Source organism: Streptomyces sp. NPDC002057 (assembly GCF_040296665.1).
Classification (GTDB): Bacteria; Actinomycetota; Actinomycetes; order Streptomycetales; family Streptomycetaceae; genus Streptomyces.
The window spans coordinates 104,158-119,830 of sequence record NZ_JBEOXR010000020.1; the positions used below are offsets into that span (position 1 = coordinate 104,158).

Annotated in this window: 15 protein-coding genes; 12 read left to right on the top strand and 3 right to left on the bottom strand. The window is 73.2% G+C overall.

The window, feature by feature from the left end:
- The first annotated feature begins 124 nt into the window (after window positions 1–124).
- From rplM to glmM, 3 genes are all read left to right on the top strand, one after another.
- Window positions 125–568 carry a 50S ribosomal protein L13 gene (rplM, locus tag ABT129_RS18235; protein WP_351901984.1) on the top strand — a complete coding sequence of 148 codons (444 nt, stop codon included), beginning with the start codon at window positions 125–127 and terminating at the stop codon, window positions 566–568.
- 44 nt (window positions 569–612) lie between these two features.
- A complete protein-coding gene (gene rpsI / locus ABT129_RS18240) occupies window positions 613–1,125 on the top strand; it encodes a 30S ribosomal protein S9 (RefSeq protein ID WP_015035601.1) in 513 nt (170 codons plus the stop codon).
- Window positions 1,126–1,239: 114 nt separating this feature from the next.
- A complete protein-coding gene (gene glmM / locus ABT129_RS18245; RefSeq protein WP_351901986.1) occupies window positions 1,240–2,598 on the top strand; it encodes a phosphoglucosamine mutase in 1,359 nt (452 codons plus the stop codon).
- Between the two features lie 67 nt (window positions 2,599–2,665).
- Here glmM and ABT129_RS18250 read toward each other — a convergent pair whose 3' ends face one another.
- Both ABT129_RS18250 and coaA read right to left on the bottom strand, forming a co-directional pair.
- Window positions 2,666–3,625 (bottom strand): DUF389 domain-containing protein, encoded by a 960-nt coding sequence (locus ABT129_RS18250; RefSeq protein WP_351901988.1) that lies wholly within the window; start codon window positions 3,623–3,625, stop codon window positions 2,666–2,668.
- A gap of 2 nt (window positions 3,626–3,627) precedes the next feature.
- Window positions 3,628–4,689, bottom strand: coding sequence for a type I pantothenate kinase (gene coaA, locus ABT129_RS18255; RefSeq protein ID WP_351901990.1), 1,062 nt, complete (start codon window positions 4,687–4,689; stop codon window positions 3,628–3,630).
- Between the two features lie 182 nt (window positions 4,690–4,871).
- On the opposite strand from coaA, the gene ABT129_RS18260 reads away from it, so the two are divergent.
- From ABT129_RS18260 to ABT129_RS18290, 7 genes are all read left to right on the top strand, one after another.
- Window positions 4,872–5,642 carry a hypothetical protein gene (locus ABT129_RS18260; RefSeq protein ID WP_351901992.1) on the top strand — a complete coding sequence of 257 codons (771 nt, stop codon included), beginning with the start codon at window positions 4,872–4,874 and terminating at the stop codon, window positions 5,640–5,642.
- Between the two features lie 137 nt (window positions 5,643–5,779).
- Window positions 5,780–6,520: a hypothetical protein gene (locus tag ABT129_RS18265; RefSeq protein ID WP_351901993.1), complete on the top strand. Its 741-nt coding sequence runs from the start codon at window positions 5,780–5,782 to the stop codon at window positions 6,518–6,520.
- A 39-nt stretch (window positions 6,521–6,559) separates the two neighbouring features.
- Window positions 6,560–8,407, top strand: a complete 1,848-nt coding sequence (gene glmS, locus ABT129_RS18270) for a glutamine--fructose-6-phosphate transaminase (isomerizing) (RefSeq protein ID WP_351901994.1) — start codon at window positions 6,560–6,562, stop codon at window positions 8,405–8,407.
- Window positions 8,408–8,414: 7 nt separating this feature from the next.
- Window positions 8,415–8,783: a holo-ACP synthase gene (locus tag ABT129_RS18275; protein WP_351901996.1), complete on the top strand. Its 369-nt coding sequence runs from the start codon at window positions 8,415–8,417 to the stop codon at window positions 8,781–8,783.
- A gap of 543 nt (window positions 8,784–9,326) precedes the next feature.
- Window positions 9,327–10,766: an NAD(P)H-hydrate dehydratase gene (locus ABT129_RS18280; protein WP_351901998.1), complete on the top strand. Its 1,440-nt coding sequence runs from the start codon at window positions 9,327–9,329 to the stop codon at window positions 10,764–10,766.
- Window positions 10,767–11,044: 278 nt separating this feature from the next.
- Window positions 11,045–12,193, top strand: a complete 1,149-nt coding sequence (alr, locus tag ABT129_RS18285) for an alanine racemase (protein WP_351902000.1) — start codon at window positions 11,045–11,047, stop codon at window positions 12,191–12,193.
- A gap of 10 nt (window positions 12,194–12,203) precedes the next feature.
- Window positions 12,204–13,376 (top strand): alpha/beta fold hydrolase, encoded by a 1,173-nt coding sequence (locus tag ABT129_RS18290; RefSeq protein ID WP_351902002.1) that lies wholly within the window; start codon window positions 12,204–12,206, stop codon window positions 13,374–13,376.
- 39 nt (window positions 13,377–13,415) lie between these two features.
- Here the strand turns inward: ABT129_RS18290 and ABT129_RS18295 are convergent, their stop codons facing one another.
- Window positions 13,416–14,552 carry a PP2C family protein-serine/threonine phosphatase gene (locus tag ABT129_RS18295; protein ID WP_351902004.1) on the bottom strand — a complete coding sequence of 379 codons (1,137 nt, stop codon included), beginning with the start codon at window positions 14,550–14,552 and terminating at the stop codon, window positions 13,416–13,418.
- A gap of 219 nt (window positions 14,553–14,771) precedes the next feature.
- Here ABT129_RS18295 and tsaE point away from each other — a divergent pair, with 219 nt between their 5' ends.
- Both tsaE and ABT129_RS18305 read left to right on the top strand, forming a co-directional pair.
- The gene (gene tsaE, locus ABT129_RS18300; protein WP_351902006.1) at window positions 14,772–15,272 is read left to right on the top strand and encodes a tRNA (adenosine(37)-N6)-threonylcarbamoyltransferase complex ATPase subunit type 1 TsaE; all 501 of its coding nucleotides are present in this window, start codon (window positions 14,772–14,774) and stop codon (window positions 15,270–15,272) included.
- Window positions 15,273–15,404: 132 nt separating this feature from the next.
- Window positions 15,405–15,596: a hypothetical protein gene (locus ABT129_RS18305; protein ID WP_351902008.1), complete on the top strand. Its 192-nt coding sequence runs from the start codon at window positions 15,405–15,407 to the stop codon at window positions 15,594–15,596.
- Window positions 15,597–15,673: the final 77 nt, after the last annotated feature.

The following is a 15,673-nucleotide window of genomic DNA, read 5'->3' on the forward strand; positions in this document are numbered from 1 at the left end:
CAGGTTCCCTGGAGCAGTTACCAGTGGCTCGCATACGGGCGGTGTCCCGGCAGTGCAGGCCCCAGCTGCATGATCGCTTCAGGTGTGTCTGGACTCCATCCACTGAAGAAGCGAAGGCTACGAAGTGCGTACGTACAGCCCCAAGCCCGGCGATGTCTCTCGCCAGTGGCACATCATCGACGCGCGGGACATCGTCCTGGGCCGTCTGGCGACCACGGCTGCGAACCTCCTGCGAGGCAAGCACAAGCCCGTGTACGCCCCCCACATGGACATGGGCGACTTCGTCATCATCATCAACGCTGACAAGGTCCACCTGTCCGGCAACAAGAAGACCCAGAAGCTGGCTTACCGCCACTCCGGCTTCCCGGGTGGTCTGCGCTCCGTCCGTTACGACGAGCTGCTGGACAAGAACCCCGAGAAGGCCGTCGAGAAGGCCATCAAGGGCATGATCCCCAAGAACACCCTGGGCCGTCAGATGCTCTCGAAGCTGAAGGTCTACGCGGGCGAGAACCACCCGCACGCTGCTCAGCAGCCGGTCCCGTTCGAGATCACCCAGGTCGCGCAGTAGTTCCGGCCACACCCCCTAAGAACGAAAGAAATCTGAGGAGCATCGTGGCCGAGACCACCCCCGAGACCCCCGTCGACGAGTTCGAGGGCGTCGAGGAGTACACCACCGAGACCGAGCTCGTCGAGGGTGAGTACACCTCCGAGTCCCTCGCGTCCCGCTTCGGCGACCCGCAGCCGGCCGCCGGCCTGGGCCGTCGCAAGAACGCCATCGCCCGCGTCCGGATCGTTCCGGGCACCGGCAAGTGGAAGATCAACGGTCGCACCCTTGAGGACTACTTCCCCAACAAGGTGCACCAGCAGGAAGTCAACGAGCCCTTCAAGGTGCTCGAGCTCGACAACCGCTACGACGTCATCGCCCGCATCGCGGGTGGCGGTGTCTCCGGTCAGGCCGGCGCCCTGCGCCTCGGCGTGGCCCGTGCGCTGAACGAGGCGGACGTCGAGAACAACCGCCCGGCGCTGAAGAAGGCCGGCTTCCTCTCCCGCGACGACCGTGCGGTCGAGCGCAAGAAGGCCGGTCTCAAGAAGGCCCGTAAGGCCCCGCAGTACAGCAAGCGTTAATCGCCTGCTCGGTCTGCTTTCGTACGCCCCGGCGGCACTGCCCGTGCCGTCGGGGCGTACGTTTTTTCATAACCTCTTTCATCAGCTTGGGCACGTATTTCTCGGAGGACAGCTGTGGGACGACTCTTCGGCACGGACGGCGTACGCGGCGTCGCCAACGCGGACCTGACGGCGGAGCTGGCGCTCGGCCTGTCGGTCGCCGCGGCGCACGTTCTCGCCGAGGCGGGCACCTTCGAGGGCCATCGGCCCACCGCCGTGGTCGGCCGTGACCCCCGCGCGTCCGGAGAGTTCCTCGAAGCCGCCGTCGTGGCCGGCCTCGCCAGCGCCGGTGTCGACGTGCTGCGCGTCGGCGTCCTGCCCACCCCGGCCGTGGCCCACCTCACCGGCGTCCTCGGCGCCGACCTCGGCGTGATGCTCTCCGCCAGCCACAACGCCATGCCCGACAACGGCATCAAGTTCTTCGCGCGCGGCGGCCACAAGCTCGCCGACGAGCTCGAGGACAAGATCGAGTCCGTCTACGAGGAGCACCGCACCGGCGCCCCCTGGGAGCGCCCGACCGGTGCCGGCGTCGGCCGCGTCCGCGACTACGACGAGGGCTTCGACACCTACGTCGCCCACCTCATCGCCGTCCTCCCCAACCGTCTCGACGGACTGAAGGTCGTCCTCGACGAGGCCCACGGCGCCGCCGCCCGCGTCTCCCCCGAGGCCTTCTCCCGGGCCGGCGCCGAGGTCGTCACCATCGGCGCCGAGCCGGACGGCCTCAACATCAACGACGGCTGCGGCTCCACCCACCTCGGCCTGCTCAAGGCCGCCGTCGTCGAGCACGGCGCCGACCTGGGCATCGCCCACGACGGCGACGCCGACCGCTGCCTCGCGGTGGACGCCGCCGGCAACGAGGTCGACGGCGACCAGATCCTCGCCGTGCTCGCCCTCGCCATGCGCGAGGCCGGCGCGCTGCGCGGCGACACCGTCGTCGCGACCGTCATGTCCAACCTGGGCTTCAAGCTGGCCATGGAGCGCGAGGGCCTGAACCTCGTCCAGACGGCGGTCGGCGACCGCTACGTCCTGGAGTCCATGAAGGAGCACGGCTACGCCCTGGGCGGCGAGCAGTCGGGGCACGTCATCGTCCTCGACCACGCCACCACCGGCGACGGCACCCTCACCGGCCTCATGCTGGGCGCCCGGGTCGCCGCCACCGGCAAGTCCCTCGCGGAGCTCGCCGGCGTGATGGAGCGGCTGCCGCAGATCCTCATCAACGTCCCGGACGTCGACAAGTCCCGGGTGAAGACCTCCGGCGACCTCGCCGCCGCCGTCACCGCCGCCGAGGCCGAGCTCGGCTCCACCGGCCGCGTCCTGCTGCGCCCCTCCGGCACCGAGCCGCTGGTCCGCGTCATGGTCGAGGCCGCGGACATCGAGCAGGCGCGCGCGGTGGCGCAGCGACTCGCGGACGCCGTGAAGTCGGCGCTGGGCTAACCTCTCCGAGGCACCGTCATGCATGGAGGGCCCCGCCGTACCCGTACCGGGTGCGGCGGGGCCCTTTTCAGATGTCCTTCCGGGCCCCCGGCCCGCGGCGCCAGCGGCCGCGCTGGGTGCGCCAGAGCAGCTTCTGGCCGTACAGCGTCAGCACTCCGGCCAGCATGATCCCGAACAGGTTCAGGGCGAGCTGCTCGATCGAGCCCCACATCTGGCCCAGGTCGCCGTAGCTGAGCGCCACGGCCGCGTTCGCGCCCGCCGGGACCGTCGTCACCGAGATCGCCACGCCCACCAGGGCCCCGGACTTGGCCGAGGTCAGGGAGAGTATGCCCGCCACGCCCGCGAGCAGGGCGACGACGAACGAGAACGGGTCGGGCTGCCAGATGAAGCTGGTGTTGGGGCGGTCCCCGTCGAGGCGGCTCTCGCTGAACAGGTCGAGCGCGTCCATCCCCAGGCTGAACACCGTCGTCGCCGCGATCGCCGCCGCGAAGCCGACGAGCAGCGCGATCAGCGAACGTGCCGCCAGCCTCGGCTCGCGCCGCACCACCGCCGTACAGACGCCGGCGAGCGGGCCGAACTCCGGGCCGACCGCCATCGCGCCCACGATCAGGATCGCGTTGTCCAGGACGACGCCGCAGGCCGCGATCATCGTCGCCAGGATCATGAACGCGCAGTACGTGATCGAGAGCGTCGACTCCTCGTGCGTCGCCCCCTCCAGCTGCTCCCAGAGCACCGCGTCCGCCGGCTCGCCCGGGGCCTCCTTCTCGGCGGTGTCCGCGCGGGTGGAGAGGGAGAAGTCGATGTTCTCGACCGCGATCGAGCCGTCCTGATCGATCCTCAGGTCGCGCAGCCCCTTGAGGAGTTCGTCGCCCGCCTCGCGGGCCACGTCGCACATGACCACGTCACCGGTCGGGTCCCGGGCCGCGCCGGGCAGCACCACCAGATGGGTGGTGCCGACCGTCGACTCGATCACCCCGACCGCTGCCGTGGTGCGGTCGGGCGGGACGATCATCCGGAGATGCAGCATCCTCAGAGCTTACGGAGACTCAGCCGCTGAACCTTGTGATCGGGACCCTTGCGGACCACGAGCGTCGCCCGGCCGCGCGTCGGGGCCACGTTCTCCAGGAGGTTCACCTTGTTGATGGTCCGCCACATGGTGCGGGCGTAGTCGAGGGCCTCCTCCTCGGAGACCTGCGTGTACCGCTGGAAGTACGAGGAGGGGTTCTGGAAGGCGGTGTCGCGGAGCTTGCGGAAGCGGTTGAGGTACCAGCGCTCGATGTCCTCGGCGCGCGCGTCCACGTACACCGAGAAGTCGAAGTAGTCGGCGAGGCCGACGCGGGTGCGGCCGTCCTTGCCGGGCAGCGCGGGCTGGAGGACGTTCAGGCCCTCGACGATGAGGATGTCGGGGCGGCGGACGACGAGCCGTTCGCCCGGTACGCGGTCGTAGATGAGGTGCGAGTAGACCGGGGCGGTCACCTCGTCCTTGCCCGCCTTGATGTCCGCGACGAACCGGGTCAGGGCCCGGCGGTCGTACGACTCCGGGAACCCCTTCCGGGACATGAGCCCGCGTGCCTTCAGCTCCTCCATCGGATAGAGGAAGGCGTCCGTGGTCACCAGCTCCACGCGCGGGTGCTCCGGCCAGCGGGCCAGGAGCGCCTGGAGGAGGCGGGAGACGGTCGACTTGCCGACGGCGACCGAACCGGCGACCCCTATGACGAAGGGGGTGCCGCGCTGTTCGGCGCTCTCGCCGAGGAAGGTGTTGAGGGCGCCGCGCAGGCCGCTGGTGGCCTGCACGTACAGGTTGAGCAGCCGGGAGAGCGGGAGGTAGATGTCCCGCACCTCGTCGAGGTCGATGACGTCACCGAAGCCGCGGAGCCGCTCGACCTCGTCGGCCGTCAGGGGCAGCGGCGTCTTGTCGCGCAGGTCGCTCCACTCGGCGCGGGTGAGGTCGACGTACGGGGTCGCCTCGCCGGTCCGGCGGTGGCCGGTGCCGTTTCTGGGGCTGTGTCCGGCGGCCGGGCCGTCCCCGGCGGGGCGGTCTCCGTTGGCGGGGCCGTCCCCGTTGGCGCTTCGTGGCGGCGAAGTGATCACCCCGCCATTGTCGGGGGTCCGTGGCCTTCGTGGGTCGTGGGGTCGGTCACGCTGCAAAAGGCGTTGTGATACCCCGCTCCCGGGGCGATCATGCTCATGCCGCGTGGGCTTCCGGACTTCACGCGGGGGGAGCCGTCACCGGGCGGCACGAAGTCACCACGTAGAGAACTGTGAGTCACCTGATGCGTACCTCCGTGCGACGTGCCGCCGTCGCCGCCACCGCCGTCTCCCTCGCCCTGCTCGCCACCGCGTGCGGCGGCGGCGACTCGGGCAAGGCCGCCGGCAAGGACGCGGGCAAGGAGTCCGCGCCCGCCGCCTCCGCCACGAGCGCCGCTCCCGCCGCCGAGGCGCTGTCCGCGGCCGAGCTGGAGAAGCTCATCGTGGAGCAGGCCGACCTGCCCGGCCACCAGGTGCAGAAGGCCACGGCCGCGGACATCGTCCCGGCCGACGCCGTCTCCACCGACAAGGCGTCCTGCAAGCCGCTCGCCGACGCCATGTCGTTCATCGCCACGGGCAAGCCCGCGGTGAGCGCGCAGCGCAAGGCCATCGAGGTGCCGAAGACCGACGGGGCGACGGCCTCGCCGGAGGAGGCCCTCGGGGCGCTGGCCGCACCGGTGACGAGCGTGACGTTGGGCTCGTACCAGGGCCAGGGCGCCCAGGAGGCCTTCACCTCGCTGAAGACGGCCGGCACCGACTGCGCGGCCGGCTTCACCCTGATCGGCGGCGGCGAGAAGACGAAGATCACCAAGGTCGCGCCGGAGACCGTGTCCGCCGGTGAGGAGGCGCTCGCCTACACGGTCACGACCGACATGGACGGCGAGCCGTTCGTCAGCAAGCTCGTCGCCTTCCGCCAGGGCAACACGCTCGCCACGTTCTCCAGCATCAGCCTCGGCGGCACGGTCAAGACACTGCCGAAGACCATCGTCGACGCGCAGGCGAAGAAGCTGGGCTGAGTGCCCCAGGCCCGTCGGGGCGGTGGGTGGGGGCGGGAGTGTTGCGATCGGGTACCGGTCGCGGTCGTGGTGATCACGTCGGTGGGTCCGGTACCTAGGGTGCGGAGGGAAACGTATGTTCGATCAGGAGTCGTGTCATGAGATCCGTCCGTCCGCGCCGCCCCCTCCTCGCCGCCGCCCTGGCCCTGCTCGCCGCCGGGTGCGGGGCGGGTGACGCCGGGGAGGGGAGCGCTCCGGCCGGCGGCGGCGAGACGGTCACCGCCTCCGCAACCGCGACGGCGGCCCGTGAGGAGGCCGCTTCCGCCACTCCGGCGGCCGACGGGACCATGAGCCTGGAGCGGCAGTACGCGTCGCTGCTCACGGAGAAGGACCTCCCCGGGTACCGGGGTTACCGCGACGGGAGTTCCGAGAGTCTGGCCGCCTCGGCGCTCGCCCCCGACAAGCCCGTCTGCAAGCCGATCGCCGACGCCGTCGTCTCCGTCCCGAGCGGCGCGACGCACGTCGTACGGCAGGTCCTCGTTCCCCTGTCGGGCAAGGGAAGGACCGAGGTCTCCGTCGGCGCGTACCGGGGGGCGGACGCCCAGGAATGGCTCACCGGTCTGAAGTCGGCGGTCGGCCCGTGCGCGACCGGGTTCGAGGCCGTCCAGGGCACGGAACGGTTCACGTACACCGGCCTCCGGGCGGAGCCGCTTGCCGCCGGGGACGAGGCCGTCGCGTGGAGCGTCACGGTCACCAAGGGAGGCGTCGCCGTGCCGCTCAGGCTCGCCGTCGTCCGCAAGAAGAGCAACGTCGCGCTCTTCGTCACCGACGCCGGGGGCCGGCCCGTCGTGCGGCAGCCGAAGGAGATCATCGACGCGCAGGTGGTCAAGCTCCCGTGAGTCCGGGATCCCGGAGGGCTTCCGCCGTACGCTGCCGTCATGTGCGGAATCGTGGGATACGTCGGCGGGCAGTCGGCGCTTGATGTGGTGGTCGCGGGCCTCAAGAGGCTCGAATACCGGGGCTACGACTCGGCCGGTGTCGCGGTGCTCTCCGACGGAGGGCTCGCCGCGGCCAAGAAGGCGGGCAAGCTCGTCAACCTGGAGAAGGAGCTCAAGGACCGGCCGCTGGCCGGCGGGGCCGTGGGCATCGGGCACACCCGCTGGGCCACCCACGGCGGGCCGACCGACGTCAACGCGCACCCCCATCTGGACAACGCCGGGCGCGTCGCCGTCGTCCACAACGGCATCATCGAGAACTTCGCCGCCCTGCGCGGGGAGCTCGCCGAACGCGGCCACGACCTGGCCTCCGAGACGGACACCGAGGTCGTGGCCCACCTCCTCGCGGAGGAGTTCTCCTCCGCCGGGGACCTGGCGGAGGCCATGCGGCTCGTGTGCCGGCGGCTCGACGGGGCCTTCACCCTCGTCGCCGTCCACGCCGACCAGCCGGACGTGGTCGTCGGAGCCCGCCGGAACTCGCCGCTCGTCGTCGGCGTCGGCGAGGGCGAGAACTTCCTCGCCTCCGACGTCTCCGCCTTCATCGCCCACACCCGCTCGGCGATCGAACTCGGCCAGGACCAGGTCGTCGAGCTGACCAGGGACGGCGTCACCGTCACCGACTTCGACGGGGTACCCGCCGACGTCCGGGCCTTCCACGTCGACTGGGACGCCTCCGCCGCCGAGAAGGGCGGCTACGCCTCCTTCATGCTCAAGGAGATCGCCGAGCAGCCCAAGGCCGTCGCCGACACCCTCCTCGGCCGGATCGACGGCTCCGGCCGCCTCACCCTCGACGAGGTGCGCATCCCCGACGCCGTGCTCCGCGAGGCCGACAAGGTCGTCATCATCGCCTGCGGCACCGCCTTCCACGCGGGCCTCATCGCCAAGTACGCCATCGAGCACTGGACCCGGATCCCCTGCGAGGTCGAGCTCGCCAGCGAGTTCCGCTACCGCGACCCGATCCTCGGCCAGAAGACCCTGGTCATCGCGGTCTCGCAGTCCGGCGAGACCATGGACACCCTGATGGCGCTCCGGCACGCCCGTGAACAGGGCGCGAAGGTGCTCGCCATCTGCAACACCAACGGCTCCACCATCCCCCGGGAATCGGACGCCGTCCTCTACACCCACGCCGGGCCCGAGGTCGCCGTCGCCTCCACCAAGGCCTTCCTGACGCAGCTCGTCGCCTGTTACCTCCTCGCGCTCTACCTCGGCCAGGTGCGCGGCACCAAGTGGGGCGACGAGATCCACGCCGTCGTCCGCGAGCTGGCGAGGATCGGCGACGAGGTCGAGCGGGTCCTGGAGACCATGGAGCCCGTCCGGGTCCTCGCCCGCTCCCTCGCCCACAAGAACACCGTCCTCTTCCTCGGCCGGCACGTCGGCTACCCCGTCGCCCTCGAAGGCGCCCTGAAGCTCAAGGAACTCGCGTACATGCACGCCGAGGGCTTCGCCGCCGGAGAGCTCAAGCACGGCCCGATCGCGCTCATCGAGGAGGACCTGCCGGTCGTCGTCGTGGTGCCCTCGCCCAAGGGCCGCTCCGTCCTTCACGACAAGATCGTCTCCAACATCCAGGAGATCCGGGCGCGCGGAGCCCGCACGATCGTGATCGCGGAGGAGGGCGACGAGGCCGTGGTCCCCTACGCCGACCACCTCATCCGGATCCCCGCCACGCCTACGCTGCTCCAGCCGCTGGTCTCCACGGTGCCGCTCCAGGTCTTCGCCTGCGAGCTCGCCACCGCGCGGGGCAACGAGGTCGACCAGCCGCGCAACCTGGCCAAATCCGTGACCGTGGAGTGAGTGGGAAATGATCATTGGGGTGGGGATCGACGTGGCGGAGATCGACCGCTTCGCCGCGTCGATCGAACGGACGCCGGGGCTGCTCCAGCGCCTCTTCGTCGAGAGCGAGCTGCTGCTGCCCAGCGGCGACCGGCGGGGGCCCGCCTCGCTCGCGGTGCGGTTCGCCGCGAAGGAGGCCCTGGCGAAGGCGCTCGGCGCGCCGGGCGGACTGCACTGGACGGACGCCGAGGTGTACGTCGAGGGCACCGGCCAGCCGCGGCTGCGGGTGCGCGGGACGGTGGAGGCCCGGGCGACGGAGCTGGGCGTGAAGCACTGGCACGTGTCGTTGAGCCATGACGCCGGGGTGGCTTCGGCGGTGGTGATCGCGGAGGGGTGAGCCCCGGCCGTAGCCGCAGCCGTAGTTGTAGGTGTGGTCGTCGCTGTACGGACCATGGGCCCGGCCGTCGGGAGACGGTCGGGCCCATGGCCGTGTACGCGCGACTGCCAGGGCCGGCGTCGGGTTGATTCGTGTCGCGCGTGTCTGTGGACACCCCTAATGGGTGAGAGCGGAGCGGGTGCGGGTGCTGCTGCGCATGGCGGGGCCGACCTTCCGGAAGATGGCCGTTTAAGTAAGGTAAGGCAAACCTAAGTCGATGGGGGGAGAGGCGTCAACCCCGCCTCCAGGGCGAGGTGTGAGGGAGGGCGAGCGCTGCGACGCGGGCGTTCGAGGCTTGCGGCGGGGGGCCGGGGGCCAGGGGCCACGGCCACAGGGGCTGGGGACCGTGGCGCGCGGGGGGCCGGGGTCCAACGCCGCAGGGGGACCACGGCGTGCGGGGCGCACGACCCCGGCCTGTGGGGCCAGGACCCCAGCCCCAGGGCCACGGTGCCACGGTCCCTGGACCACGGCGCGACCGGACCGGGACTGCGGCAGACTGCGGACATGCGTACCGCTCACCGCGTCGAGACCGTCCGGGCCGCCGAAGCCGCCCTCATGGCCCGCCTGCCCGACGGCGCCCTCATGGCGCGGGCCGCCGCCGGACTCGCCGCCGCCTGCTGCTCGCTCCTCGGCAAGGGGCGGGTGTACGGCGCCCGGGTCGTCCTCCTCGTCGGCAGCGGCGACAACGGCGGCGACGCCCTCCTCGCCGGCGCCCGGCTCGCCCGGCGCGGCGCCGGAGTCACCGCCGTCCTGCTCGGCGCCCACGCCCACGAGGCCGGCCTCGCGGCCCTCCGGGCGGCCGGAGGCCGGGTCGCCGACGACCCGTTCGCCCCCCTCGCCACCGCCGACCTCGTCCTCGACGGCATCACCGGCATCGGCGGCAGGGGCGGACTCCGGCCCGACGCCGTGCCCGTCGCCCGGGCCGCGCGCGGCTCCGACGCCGTCGTCGTCGCCGTCGACCTGCCGAGCGGCGTCGACGCGGACACCGGAGAGGTGGCGGGGGAGGCGCTGCGGGCCGACGTGACCGTGACCTTCGGGACGTACAAGCCCGGCCTGCTCGTCGACCCCGCGCGCACGTACGCGGGCGCGCTGCGGCTCGTCGACATCGGGCTCGCCGACGAACTGCCGGGCGTCCCCGACCTGGAGGCGCTCCAGCACCAGGACGTGGCGCGGCTGCTGCCCGTCCCCGGCGCCGAGAGCGACAAGTACCGGCGCGGGGTCCTCGGCGTCGTCGCCGGCTCCGGCCGCTACCCCGGGGCGGCGGTCCTCACCGTCGCCGGGGCGCTGCACGGCGGTGCGGGGGCGGTGCGGTACGTCGGACCCGCGGCCGACGCGGTGATCGCCCGGCACCCCGAGACCCTCGTCCACGCGGGGCCGCCGGACCGGGCGGGGCGCGTCCAGGCCTGGGTGGTCGGACCCGGGCTCGGCGACGAACCGGGCGTCGCCGAGGTCCTCGCCTCGGAGGTCCCGGTCCTGGTGGACGCCGACGGACTCCGGGGCCTGGACCCGGCGCTGGTGCGGGCCCGCAGCGCGCCGACCCTGCTCACCCCGCACGCCGGGGAGGCGGCGGCGCTGCTCGGCGTGGCCCGCGAGGACGTGGAGGCCGGGCGGCTCGCGGCGGTCCGGGAACTGGCCGGGCGGTTCGGGGCGACCGTACTGCTCAAGGGCTCGACGACGCTGGTGTACGGGGAGGAGGGCGGCCCCGTACGGGTGAACCCGACCGGGACCGGCTGGCTGGCCACGGCCGGCAGCGGCGACGTCCTCTCCGGCCTGGCGGGCTCGCTGCTCGCGGCGGGTCTGCGGGCGGTGGACGCGGCGTCGTGCGCGGCGTACCTCCACGGCCTGGCGGCCCGCCGGGTGTCGGAGGGCCGGGGACCGGTGACGGCGGCGGAGGTGGCGGGGGCACTGGGCGGCGCGTGGCGGGACGTGACGGCCGGGGAGTGACGCGGAGCGAGGCCTGCCGGGGCGTAACGGCGTGACGCGGAGCCCGGCCTGCCGGGATGCTCTCCCCGCACGGTCCGGCACGGTCCCGCACGGTCCCGCACGGTCCGGCACGGCCCCGCACGGTCCCGACACGCCGACCGCCACGCCCGTGTGGCGCGGCGGGCGGAGCGGGCTCGGGTGCCCTGGGGGCCGGAACCCGGGGGGTGTTCGGGGTGGGGTGACCGGGTCTACAGCCGGGGGCAGCGGTCCGGGAGCCGGCACCTGAGAGACTGGGCGCGATGACTGAGACACCGCCGCCCCGCAGAGCCCGCGCCGAGATCGACCTCGGCGCGCTGCGTGCGAACGTCCGCACGCTGCGCGCCCGCGTCGCCCCCCACGTCCGGATCATGGCCGTGGTCAAGGCCGACGCGTACGGACACGGCGCGCTGCGCTGCGCCCGCGCCGCCCTGGACGCGGGTGCGGACTGGCTCGGTACGGCCACCCCGCACGAGGCGCTCGCGCTGCGCGCCGCCGGGATCACCGACGTTCCGGTCATGTGCTGGCTCTGGACCCCGGGCGACCCGTGGGACCAGGGCATCGAGGCCGGTCTGGACATGTCGGTGAGCGGGATGTGGGCCCTGGACGAGGTCCGCGAGGCCGCGCGGGCCACCGGGAAGACCGCCCGGGTGCAGCTCAAGGCCGACACCGGCCTCGGCCGGAACGGCTGTCAGCCCGCCGACTGGCCCGAGTTGGTCGGCGAGGCGCTCAAGGCGGAGGCCGACGGGCTCGTCAAGGTCACCGGCCTCTGGTCGCACCTCGCGTGCGCCGACGAACCCCACCACCCCTCCACCGCCGCGCAGCTCGACGTCTTCCGTTCGATGCTCGATCACGCGGAGGAGGCCGGGGTCCGGCCCGAGGTCCGGCACATCGCCAACTCGCCCGCCACCCTCACCCTCCCCGAGGCCCACTTCGACCTGGTCCGGCCGGGCATCGCCGTCTACGGCGTGTCGCCGAGCCCCGAGCTCGGCACCTCCGCCGAGCTGGGTCTGCGGCCCGTCATGTCGCTCAAGGGCAGCATCGCGCTCGTCAAGCGGGTGCCGGCCGGCCACGGCGTCAGCTACGGCCACCACTACGTCACCGACGCGGAGACGACCCTCGGTCTCGTCCCGCTCGGCTACGCCGACGGCGTTCCCCGGCACGCCTCGGGCCGTGGCCCCGTCCTCGTCGACGGCACCGTCCGTACGGTCGCCGGCCGGGTCGCCATGGACCAGTTCGTCGTCGACCTCGGCGGCGACGAGCCCGCGCCGGGCACCGAGGCCGTGCTCTTCGGCCCCGGCGACCGGGGCGAACCCACCGCCGAGGACTGGGCGGTGGCCGCCGACACCATCGCGTACGAGATCGTCACCCGGATCGGCGCGCGCGTCCCGCGCGTGTACCTGGGCGAGTAGAGGGGGCCCCGTGGGCGAGTCCAGCAGCACCGGTACCTGGCGGCGCGCCGGATTCGCCGGCGCCGCGATAGGTGTGCTCGCGGCCGGAGCGGCCGCGGGCGTCGCCGTCGAGCGGCTCACCGTCGGCCGTTCCGTACGACAGAAGGCGCGGCTCGCCCTGGACGCGACCGGGCCGTACGGCGGGCTGCGCGGGACCCCCGGCCGGGCGCTCGCCGACGACTCGACCGTCCTGTACTACGAGGTGGACGAGGTCGAGGCGGACACCGCGCCGGCCCGTCGCCGCCGGCTCTTCGGCCGCAAGGAGCCCGCCCCCGTCACCGTCGTCTTCAGCCACGGCTACTGCCTCAACCAGGACTCCTGGCACTTCCAGCGGGCCGCGCTGCGCGGTCTCGTCCGGACCGTCCACTGGGACCAGCGCGGCCACGGCCGCTCGGGCCAGGGCGTCGACCAGACGGGCCCCGACGGCGTGCCCGTCTCCATGGACCAGCTGGGCCGTGACCTCAAGGCCGTCCTCGACGTCGCCGCCCCCGAGGGCCCGCTCGTCCTCGTCGGGCACTCGATGGGCGGCATGACGATCATGGCGCTCGCCGAACGGTTCCCGGAGTTCGTCCGCGAGCGGGTCGTCGGCGTCGCCTTCGTCGGTACGTCCGCCGGGAAGCTGGCCGAGGTGTCGTACGGGCTGCCGATCGCCGGCGTCAACGCGGTCCGGCGGGTGCTGCCGGGGGTGCTGCGGGCCCTCGGCTCCCAGGCGGAGCTGGTCGAGCGCGGCCGCCGGGCGACCGCGGACCTCTTCGCCGGGCTGATCAAGAAGTACTCGTTCGCGTCGAAGGACGTGGACCCGGCGGTCGTCCGGTTCGCCGAGCGGATGATCGAGTCGACCCCGATCGACGTGGTCGCCGCCTTCTACCCGGCCTTCGCCGAGCACGACAAGGCCGCCGCCCTGCCCGTCCTCCACGAGCTGCCGGTGCTCGCGCTGGCCGGGGACAACGACCTGGTCACCCCCAGCTCCCACACCGAGGCCATCGCCGATCTGCTCCCGGACGCGGAACTCGTCATCGTCCCCGACGGCGGCCATCTGGTGATGCTGGAGCACCCCGAGGCCGTCACCGACCGCCTCGCCGACCTCCTCGTACGGGCGGGGGCCGTCCCGGAGACGACCGGGGCGGACGTCGGGAAGCGGTAGCGGCGGGCTCATCGGGCCGGGAGGCGGTGACCGCGAGGCTCACCGGGAGGAGCGCGGGGGCGGCCGGGTGACGGCCAGCAGGGCCATGTCGTCGCCCCTGGCGCCGTTCGCGTGCCGGTGGACGTCGGCGAGGAGCGAGGCGACGAGCTTGTCGGGCGTGGCGAACGACCTGCCCTCCAGGCTCCGGGCGGGTTCGTAGAAGGCCCCCGCCGCGTCACGGCTCTCGGAGAGGCCGTCGGTGTACAGCAGCAGGGTCGACGCGGGCGGGAACGGCCACTCGTCCGGCTGTGCGGCGTGCGGGCCGAGGTCTCCGAGGCCCAGGGGCAGGGAGAACTCCCCGGGGCGGAGCGCGGTGACCGTCCCGGCGGGGCCCAGGAGCAGCGGCTCCGGATGCCCCCGGTTGAGGACGCGCAGGCTGCCGTGGCCGGGCGGGATCTCCACGAGCACACAGGTGGTGAAGCCTTCGGAGGTGTCCATCCCCTCGCGCCGGGCCCCCTCGCGGACCAGCGCGTTCTCCAGGCGGTTCGCGAGGTCCGGCAGCGACGGCTCGCTGTCCGCGGCCTCCCAGAAGGCGCCGAGGATGACGGAGACCGCCTCGATCGCCCCGAGCCCCTTGCCCCGGACGTCGCCCACGATCAGCCGGACGCCGTACGGGGTCGGCCGGGCCGCGTAGAGGTCCCCGCCGATCAGGGTGTCCGACTGGGCCGCGTCGTAGCGCGCCGCCAGGCGCAGGCCGTCGATCCGGCCGGACGGGGTGGGAAGGACGGCTTTCTGCGCGGCCTCGGCGACCCCCCGGGCGGTGGCGAGCCGGCCGCGGGCGCGCTCCACGACGCCGTTGATCAGCACGGCGAGCGCCGTGACGAACGCGATGGTGGCGGCCTCCATCGCCAGGTCGTGGACGGCGGCGGTGCCCCCGGCCACGAAGTGGAGCAGCGTCGCCGCCAGGATCCCCAGCGCGCCGAAGAGCGCCGCCACCCACCACGCGAACAGGGGGGCCGCGACGAGGGGCGCGGCCACGAAGAAGGGGGTGCCGGTGAGTTCCGGCGGGGTGAGGAACTGGAAGGCGCAGCCGATGGCCACGAGGAGCGGGGGGAGCGTGCGGGCCAGGGTCCGGGTGGCGTCGGCGCGCGCGCCACCCGCGTATCCGTCGGAGATGCGGTGCATCCGGTCGCGCACGTCACCCTCCCGCAGGGACGCCTTCCAGCATCAGGATGACGGCCCCGGGCCCCGGCGGCGACCGGGAGGCGGCGCGGCGCGGTCCGGTCCGGCGCGGCGCGGTGCCGGGAGGTCCGGCCCGCCGCGGCCCGACGCGGGCGGCCGGTGCCGGCGCGGTCCGGTGCCGGTGGGGGCGGTCTCCGCGCGGGCCGGGTCCCCGTACGAGCTAAGTTGGCGGGTATGGAAGCAGCGCACCCGCCCGTCTCCGGCGCCACCCTCTCCGTCGACTCCCCGCAGCGGATGCAGGAACTCGGCCGCAGTCTCGCGAAGATCCTCCGCCCCGGCGACCTCGTCATGCTCACCGGTGAGCTCGGCGCCGGGAAGACCACCCTGACCCGGGGCCTCGGTGAGGGCCTCGGGGTGCGCGGGGCCGTCACCTCGCCGACCTTCGTCATCGCCCGCGTCCACCCGTCCCTGGTCGGCGGCCCGGCCCTGGTGCACGTCGACGCGTACCGCCTCGGCGGCGGTCTCGACGAGATGGAGGACCTCGATCTGGACGTCTCGCTGCCCGAGTCGGTGGTGGTCGTGGAGTGGGGTGACGGCAAGGTCGAGGAGCTGACCGACGACCGGCTGCACCTCCTGATCCACCGGGTGACCGGCGACACCGAGGACGACCGGCGCACGGTCGTCCTGCGCGGGATCGGATCGCGCTGGGCCGACGAGGACCTGGCGGTGCTCTGACCGGAGTACGCCGGACCGCACGGGGTACGTACTTTCCGACAACGTGTCGGGAAGGTGTTGCGTCGTTCGTACGCGGCGTGGTGACATGGATGCACGAGCTGGTTAGGTGAACCTAACCTACGGGAGGCACACATGGCCACGCCGAAGCGCGCGGAACCCGTCCGGCACCACGTCCCGATGAGTGAGCTGCTGGCGTCCTGCGCGGCCGCCCGCGCCGTGTCGACCCCGCCCGGCGTCCGCCAGGACCGGGCGGACGAGGAGCACGGGGCGAGGGCCGGACAGGTCGAGCGGATCGTGCGGGTCGTCCGCGGCAGAGCCGCGTAGCCGTCGTCGCGCGGGCCCCCCCCGGCCCCCCGCGGCCCCCCCAGGCGGCCCCGACGACCAACGCCCCCGACAAAGCG

Excerpts from the sequence above, each read along its gene's own strand:
- ABT129_RS18305 (WP_351902008.1), top strand. The coding sequence starts at position 15,405 with ATGGCCACGCCGAAGCGCGCGGAACCCGTCCGGCACCACGTCCCGATG.
- ABT129_RS18280 (WP_351901998.1), top strand. The coding sequence starts at position 9,327 with ATGCGTACCGCTCACCGCGTCGAGACCGTCCGGGCCGCCGAAGCCGCC.
- ABT129_RS18250 (WP_351901988.1), bottom strand. The coding sequence starts at position 3,625 with ATGCTGCATCTCCGGATGATCGTCCCGCCCGACCGCACCACGGCAGCG.
- alr (WP_351902000.1), top strand. The coding sequence starts at position 11,045 with ATGACTGAGACACCGCCGCCCCGCAGAGCCCGCGCCGAGATCGACCTC.
- tsaE (WP_351902006.1), top strand. The coding sequence starts at position 14,772 with ATGGAAGCAGCGCACCCGCCCGTCTCCGGCGCCACCCTCTCCGTCGAC.
- glmS (WP_351901994.1), top strand. The coding sequence starts at position 6,560 with ATGTGCGGAATCGTGGGATACGTCGGCGGGCAGTCGGCGCTTGATGTG.
- ABT129_RS18275 (WP_351901996.1), top strand. The coding sequence starts at position 8,415 with ATGATCATTGGGGTGGGGATCGACGTGGCGGAGATCGACCGCTTCGCC.
- ABT129_RS18265 (WP_351901993.1), top strand. The coding sequence starts at position 5,780 with ATGAGATCCGTCCGTCCGCGCCGCCCCCTCCTCGCCGCCGCCCTGGCC.
- ABT129_RS18260 (WP_351901992.1), top strand. The coding sequence starts at position 4,872 with ATGCGTACCTCCGTGCGACGTGCCGCCGTCGCCGCCACCGCCGTCTCC.